General features: G+C 69.8%; 4 protein-coding genes and 1 pseudogene. 3 read left to right on the top strand and 2 right to left on the bottom strand.

Annotated features, from left to right (window positions below; genetic code table 11):
• Nucleotides 1-509, top strand: a 509-nt coding sequence (msrB, locus tag VNJ47_11010) for a peptide-methionine (R)-S-oxide reductase MsrB (protein HXG29359.1), incomplete at its 5' end; no start/stop codon positions are given.
• 2 nt (nt 510-511) lie between these two features.
• Nucleotides 512-1123, top strand: a complete 612-nt coding sequence (gene msrA, locus VNJ47_11015; GenBank protein HXG29360.1) for a peptide-methionine (S)-S-oxide reductase MsrA — start codon at nt 512-514, stop codon at nt 1121-1123.
• 106 nt (nt 1124-1229) lie between these two features.
• Here msrA and VNJ47_11020 read toward each other — a convergent pair whose 3' ends face one another.
• Nucleotides 1230-1742, bottom strand: a complete 513-nt coding sequence (locus VNJ47_11020; protein ID HXG29361.1) for a histidine phosphatase family protein — start codon at nt 1740-1742, stop codon at nt 1230-1232.
• A gap of 25 nt (nt 1743-1767) precedes the next feature.
• A pseudogene (gene metE / locus VNJ47_11025) lies at nt 1768-4056 on the bottom strand (5-methyltetrahydropteroyltriglutamate--homocysteine S-methyltransferase).
• Between the two features lie 180 nt (nt 4057-4236).
• On the opposite strand from metE, the gene VNJ47_11030 reads away from it, so the two are divergent.
• Nucleotides 4237-7467 (top strand): MG2 domain-containing protein (locus tag VNJ47_11030; GenBank protein ID HXG29362.1); only part of this gene is annotated, 3231 nt, incomplete at its 3' end.

The raw sequence follows: 7467 nt of genomic DNA on the forward strand, positions 1-7467 counted from the left end.
TCATGAACCGTCGCGATTTCGCCTTACGCCTGGCCGCCCTGGCCAGCCTGCCGTGGCTGCCGGCCTGCAGCCGCGCCGCGCCGGCACCCGGGCTCGGCGAGCTCGGTCACCCGGCCGCGTATTGGCGCCCGCTGCTGCGTCCGGAGCAGTTCCACGTCCTGTTCGAGGCCGGCACCGAGCGCCCCGGCAGCAGTCCGCTCAACCACGAGAAGCGCGCCGGTACCTTTATCTGCGCCGCCTGCTTCCTGCCGCTGTTCAGTTCCAAGACCAAATACGACAGCGGCACCGGCTGGCCGAGCTTCTGGCAGCCGTTGCCGGACTGCATCGGCACGCGGCCCGACCACACACTGTGGGTCGAGCGCACCGAATACCACTGCCGGCGCTGCGGCGGGCACCAGGGCCATGTGTTCGAGGACGGCCCGCCGCCGACCGGTCTGCGCTACTGCAACAACGGCCTGGCGCTGGAGTTCGTGCCCGAAGGGCAGGCGTTGCCTGCGCTGCGCGGCTGAGCATGCGCGCGCTGCTGTGGCTGCTGGCCGTCATGCCGCTGCTTGCCGGCGCGGCGAGTCCGCGCGCGCTCGAGGCCGGGCCCGGCCAGGCCGCGGCGACCTTCGCCGGCGGCTGTTTCTGGTGCACGGAGGCCGACTTCGAGAAGCTGCCGGGCGTGATCGCCGCGCAATCCGGCTACAGCGGCGGGCACGTGGCCAACCCGAGCTACGAGCAGGTCTCCGGCGGGGGCACCGGCCACGTCGAGACGGTGCGCGTGATCTACGACCCGCAGAAGATCAGCTACGCGCAGCTGCTGGAGCACTTCTGGCGCACGATCGACCCGACCGATGCCGGCGGCCAGTTCTGCGACCGCGGTTCGCAGTACCGCAGCGCCATCTTCGCGCACGACACGGCGCAGCAGCGCATGGCCGAGGAGTCCCGCCGGCGCCTGCAGCAGTCCGGCCGGCTGCATAAGCCGGTGGTGACTGAGATCATCCCACTCACCGCGTTCTACCCAGCCGAGGACTACCACCAGGACTACTACAACAAGAACCCGCTGCGCTACCGTTACTACCGCAGCGGCTGCGGCCGCGACCGGACGCTGGAAAAAGTCTGGGGCAAGACGAAAAACTAGGGAACCTCTGTCAATTCTCTTCGTCATTCCGGCGAAAGCCGGAATCCAGCGACTCTCAAGGCTCTGGACCCCGACCTTCGCCGGGGTGACGTTTATCAGATCCGCCCTAGCCGAGCTTGCGCAGCTGGCCGGCGGTCAGCAGCCACAGCAGCCGTGCCTTGGACGTTTCCGGCCGATCCTCGAATTCGAGCAGGCAGGCGCCAGCCTTCTTGAGCCCGAACAAGGTCTGTGACCGCCCGGTCAGAGCCCAGGCCGCCCATTGGCCGAGGTCCGGTTCGTGGCCGACCAGCACCAGCGGTTCGACCGCCTCGCGTCGCGCGCGCTGGGCCACGAACTGCGCCAGGGTTTCTGGCGCCGTGCCCGGTTTCAGCGCGCGGGTTTCCGCGCGACGTGCGGACGGATAGGCCTCGGCCAGCAGGTCCGCGGTCTGGCGCGCGCGCGTGAGAGGGCTGTGCGCGATCAGCTGCACCGCGTCCACCAGTGTGCGCAAGCCCTCCACCGAGTCGCGCGTGCGGGCGATGCCCTGCGGCGTGAGCGGGCGCTCATGCTCGCGAATACCCGCGGCGGCCGCTTCATCCGGCTCCAGCGCGATGCCGTGACGGAACAGGATCAGCTGCATCGGCGCAACCTCGGGTGCTCGCAGCGCGCAGCTGGCGCGCCGCCTCGACCATATTGTGCAGCGCCGCCGTCACCTCCGGCCAGTTACGGGTTTTCAGGCCGCAGTCCGGATTGACCCACAGGCGCGCGTCCGGGATATGGCGCCGCGCCGCTTCCAGCAGCGCGCGCATCTCCGCGACCGTCGGAATACGCGGTGAGTGGATGTCATACACGCCGGGGCCGATCGCATTGGGGTAGGCGTAATCGCGGAAGGCCTCGAGCAGCTCCATCTGCGAGCGGGCGGTCTCGATAGTGATGACATCCGCGTCCAGCGCCGCGATGGCGGCGATGATGTCATTGAACTCGGAATAGCACATGTGGGTGTGGATCTGGGTTTCGTCGCGCACCCCGCCGGCGGTGAGGCGGAAGCACTCCACAGCCCAGTCGAGATAGTCCGGCCACTCGCTGCGGCGCAGCGGCAGGCCCTCGCGGAAGGCCGGTTCGTCGATCTGGATCACGCGGATGCCTGCCGCCTCCAGGTCACGCACCTCGTCGCGCAAGGCCAGGGCGATCTGGCGGCAGGTGTCGGCACGCGGCTGGTCGTCGCGCACGAAGGACCACTGCAGCATGGTGACCGGGCCGGTCAGCATGCCTTTCATCGGCCGCGCGGTGAGCGACTGCGCGTAGCGCGCCCAGGACACGGTCAGCGGTGCCGGCCGCGACACGTCGCCGTACAGGATCGGCGGTTTCACGCAACGTGAGCCGTAACTCTGCACCCAGCCGTGCTGCGTGAAGGCAAAGCCTTCCAGCCGTTCGCCGAAATACTCGACCATGTCGCCGCGCTCGGGCTCGCCGTGCACCAGCACGTCGAGGCCGAGTTCCTCCTGCCGCTGAACCGCCTGCGCGATCTCCTCGCGCATGCGGCGTTCGTACTCGTCGTCGCCGATGCGGCCCGCCTTCCACGCCGCGCGTGTCTGCCGGATTGCCGCGGTCTGCGGAAAGGATCCGATGGTGGTGGTGGGAAAGAGCGGCAGCGCCAGCGCAGCCTGCTGCCGGGCGGCGCGCACGGCATAAGGACTGCCGCGCTGCGTCAGCTCCGGGCCGATGGCGGCGACACGAGCCTTGACCGCCGGATTGTGGACGCGACGCGACAGGGCCCGCGCGCGGGCCGCCGCCGTGCTGGCTTCCAGCACGGTGCGGACCGACGCCCGACCCTCGGCGAGCGCACGCCGCAGGGTCACCACCTCGTCCAGCTTCTGTACCGCAAAGGCCAGACTGTTCCACAGCTCGCGTGGCAGCGCAGTCTCCTGGGCGAGGTCCACGGGCAGGTGCAGCAGCGAGCAGGAAGGCGCCAGCCACAGCCGCCCGCCGCGCTCGGCGTGCAGCGGCTCCAGTCGGGCCAGTTGCTGCTCCAGGTCGGCGCGCCAGACGTTGCGTCCGTCGATCACGCCGACCGACAGCACGCGGGCCTGCGGCCAGGCCGCGTGCACGGCCGGCAGCTGTTCGGGCGCACGCGCCAGATCCACATGCAGGCCCGCCACCGGCAGGGCCACGACCGTATCGAGCATCGACGTGATCGCACCGAAGTAGCTCGCCAGCAGCAGCCGTGGGCCGTCGGCTGCGAGCCTGTTATAGGCGGTGTGGAAGCCGGTCCGCCACTCGCTCGGCAGATCCAGCGCGAGGATGGGCTCGTCCATCTGTACCCAGTCCACGCTCTGCGCCTTGAGCCGCGCCAGCACCTGCGCGTACACCGGCAACAGGGCGGGCAGCAGGCGCAGCCGGTCGAAACCCTCGGCCCTGGCCTTGCCCAGCCATAGCCAGGACAGCGGACCGAGCAGCACGGGCTTGGCATTCAGGCCCAGCGCCTGCGCCTCGGCGACCTCGTCGAACAGCCGGGACGAGGACAGGGCGAAGCGCTGGCCGGGGCGCAGTTCCGGTACGAGGTAGTGATAGTTGGTATCGAACCACTTGGTCATTTCGCACGCCGGTGCATCCGCGCCGCTCGGCGCGCACCCGCGCGCCATGCGGAAATAGGTGTCCAGATCGACCGCGCCGCCGTCCCAGCCGAAGCGTTCCGGCACGGCGCCGAGCAGCACGCTGGTGTCGAGCACATGGTCGTAGTACGAGAAGTCGCCGACTGGAATCAGATCCAGGCCGGCCTGCTGCTGCAGCTGCCAGTGCTGCGCGCGCAGGTTTGCGCCGCAGCGCAGCAGTGCGCTGCGGTCCAGCCGGCCGCTCCAGTAGTCCTCGAGCGCGCGCTTGAGCTCGCGCTGCGCGCCGATGCGCGGAAAGCCGAGGTTGTGGGCGATTACGGACGTGACGCGGGTCTTGAACATGAGTCCTCCATGACGGGGTCGCGGGTGGCGCAGCATCCCATGGCGGCCGGGGGCTGTCAATCCGTTCATGCGGATTAACGGATTCATAAATCGCCCGGTCCGTACCCGGTCGCAAGTCGGCTAGACTGGAATGGCGCCACCCTTGCGCGCCCTGTGCACAACCCTGCCGGAGATTTCAGGATGAAGCCCCGCCGTCTGCTCATGCTGCTGCTGCCGCTGGCGCTGCTGGCTGGCGCCTACGGGATCTGGCATCTGCGCGGCCTCGGGCCGGGACCGGCAGAGGAGACCGCGGGCGAGGCCTTCGCGGTGGTGGATGTGTCCGAGCGCAGCCTGGACGGCCGCCCGGCGCTGGCGGTGCTGTTCAATGCAGAGCTGAAATCCAACCGCAGCTACGATCGCTACCTGAGCGTGCACAGCGGCGCAGACGCCGCGACGGTGGGCGGCGGCTGGGTGATGGCCGAGGACCGGCGCGCGCTGTACTTCACCGACATCGAGCCGGAAGTCGCCTACCAGGTGCGCATCCGCGGCGAGCTGCCGGATGCCGCCGGCCGCAGGCTGGGGGCCGACGCGGTCTTCGACCTCACCACCAGCCGCATCAGCCCCGCCTACGGCTTCGCCTCGCAGGGTGCGGTGCTGCCGCGGCGCGTGACGGAAGGGCTGCCGATCGTCACCGTCAACGTGGACGAGGTGGCGATCGAATTCCTGCGCGTGAAGGACGAGTCGCTGGCGCAGTTCCTCAACCATTACTACTGGCAGCCGCGCACGCACGCCGAGACGCTCGAGGACATGGCGCGCTATACCGAGAGCGCCTATTACGGCCGCTTCACGATCCGCGGGGAGCGCAATGCGCGCACCGTCACGCAGATCCCGGTGCAGGACCTCAAGGCGCTGCGCGAGCCGGGGCTGTACATCGCGGTCATGAGCCGCCCCGGGCATTTCGGTTACGAGTACGAAACCGCCTATTTCTTCGTCAGCGACATCGGTCTGCAGGCGCGCCGCTATGCGCAGCGGATCGAGGTCTATGCCGCCTCGCTGGCCGATGGCCAGCCGCTGGACGATGTCGAACTGGAGCTGCGCGACGCCAAGGGCAAGCGCCTGCTGGAGGCGGAAACCGACCGCCACGGCCACGCCGTGTTCGACACCGCGTTCAAGTCCGACCAGATCCTGGTCGCGCGCCAGGGCAAGGACCTGGCGCTGCTGGCCTTCAACCAGCCGGCGCTGGACCTGTCCGGCTTCAACGCCGCCGGCCCTTCCGCGCATCCGCTCGAGGTCTTCATCTACAGCCCGCGCGACCTGTACCGGCCGGGCGAGCCGGTGGACATCGGCCTGTTGCTGCGCGACCACGACGGCCGCGCGGTCAAAGAGCAGCCGCTGCTGGCGAAACTGGCGCGGCCGGACGGCAAGACCCTCCGCAGCCTGACGCTGGCGCCGCAGGCGCTCGGCTATTACCAGACGCAGTTCGAGATTCCGGCCGACGCGCCGGTGGGGCAGTGGCGCCTGCAGGTCTACACCGACCCGGCCAGCCGGCAGCCGGCCGGCGAGTATCCGTTCAAGGTCGAGGATTTCCTGCCGGAGCGCATGAAACTCGCGCTCGACTCGCCGCAGGCGGTGCTCAAGCCGGGCGAGGCCTGGCGCGTCAGTATCCAGGGCGACTATCTGTACGGCGCGCCAGCGGCCGGCAACCGCGTCACTGGCGTGCTCAACCTGCGCCCCGAGCCGCATCCGCTGCCGCAGCTCAAGGACTTCCATTTCGGCGACGTGACCGAGGCCGGCGAGCGTCGCCGCGAGGAACTGCCGGAACTCAAGCTCGACGCGCAGGGGCGCGCCGAAGTCCAGATCGCGCTCGGCGAGGAGGCGCTCAATTCGCCGCAGGCCGCGCGCCTGACCGTGAACCTGTTCGAGACCGGCGGCCGGCCGGTGGTGCGCAGCCTGGTGCGCTACGTCTGGCCGGCCGAGGCGCTGGTCGGCATCCGCCCGCTGTTTGCCGACGACACTGCACCGGGCGACGGCCGCGCCGAGTTCGAGATCGTCAGGGCGCGCGCCGACGGCCGTACGCTCGCGGGCCAGGGCCTGCTGGCGAAGCTGATCCGCGAGGAGCGCGAGTACTACTGGACCTACAGCGAGGAGAGCGGCTGGAGCGAGCAGTACAGCGAGCAGAACTTCAAGGCCTGGAGCGGCAGCCTGGCCATAGAGTCCGACCGGCCGGCCAAGCTGGCGGTGCCGGTCGAGCATGGCCGCTACCGGCTCGAGATCTACGACCCGCAGACGCAGCGCACCGCGCGCTACCGCTTCTACGCCGGCTGGGGGGCGCGCGAGGACCAGACCGGGCCCGACCGTGTGCTGCTCAAGCTCGACCGACCGCGCTACCGGCCGGGCGACACGCTCAAGCTCGAGATCCTGCCGCCACATGCCGGTAGCGCGCAGGTGCTGGTCGAAACCGCGGAGCAGACCCTGTGGCGCGACCGCGTCAACGTGCCGGCGGAAGGCCGCACGCTCAAAATTCCGGTGGGCAAGAACTGGGACCGGCACGACATCTACATCAACGTCATCGTGCTGCGGCCCGGCGACGCCGCGCAGCGCATCACGCCCAACCGCGCGGTCGGCCTGGTCCACCTGCCGCTGGCGCGCGACGAGCGCCAGCTCAAGCCGCAGCTGGCCGCCGCGGCGAAGATGCGCCCGCAGCAGCCGCTGGCGGTCGAGGTGAAGCTGCCCGAGCTGAAAGGCCAGGCCGCCTACGTCACCCTGGCCGCGGTGGACGTGGGCGTGCTCAACATCACGCGCTTCGAAACCCCGGACCCGTTCAAGTTCTTTTTCCAGCAGCGCCGCTTCGGCGTGGACCTGTACGACCTCTACGGCAAGGTGATCGAGACCCTGGACGGCCGGCGCGCGGGCCTGCGCTTCGGCGGCGACGAGGACGTCAGCGCCGACCGCAGCAAGCTGGGCAAGGCCGAGGTGCAGATCGTGTCGCTGTTCAGCGGGCCGGTGCAGGTCGGCGCCGACGGCAGCGCGCGGGTGGCGCTCGACATCCCGGACTTCAACGGCACACTGCGCCTGATGGCGCTGGCCTACAGCGCCGACCGCTTCGGCGCGGCCGAGACCGAGGTCGTGGTGGCGGCGCCGGTGGTGGCGGAAATCGCCACGCCGCGCTTCCTCGCGCCCGGCGACCGCACACAGCTGACGCTGGATCTGACCAATCTCAGCGGCGCGGCACAGGCACTGGATGTCAAACTCTCCAGCCAGGGGCCGCTGTCCGCCGCCGGCGCGCAGAGCCTCACGCTGGCGAAGGGCGAGCGTCGCACGCTGAAGCTGCCGCTGTCCGCGGACGAGAACTACGGCGTCGGCGAGCTGCGCGTGCAGGTCGCCAATCGCGGCAATGGCGAACCGGTGAAGATCGATCGACGCTGGGAACTG

Source organism: Nevskiales bacterium (genome assembly GCA_035574475.1).
Taxonomy (GTDB): Bacteria; Pseudomonadota; Gammaproteobacteria; order Nevskiales; family DATLYR01; genus DATLYR01.

Coding starts and splice junctions, on each gene's coding strand:
- msrA (HXG29360.1), top strand. CDS start 512: ATGCGCGCGCTGCTGTGGCTGCTGGCCGTCATGCCGCTGCTTGCCGGC.
- VNJ47_11020 (HXG29361.1), bottom strand. CDS start 1,742: ATGCAGCTGATCCTGTTCCGTCACGGCATCGCGCTGGAGCCGGATGAA.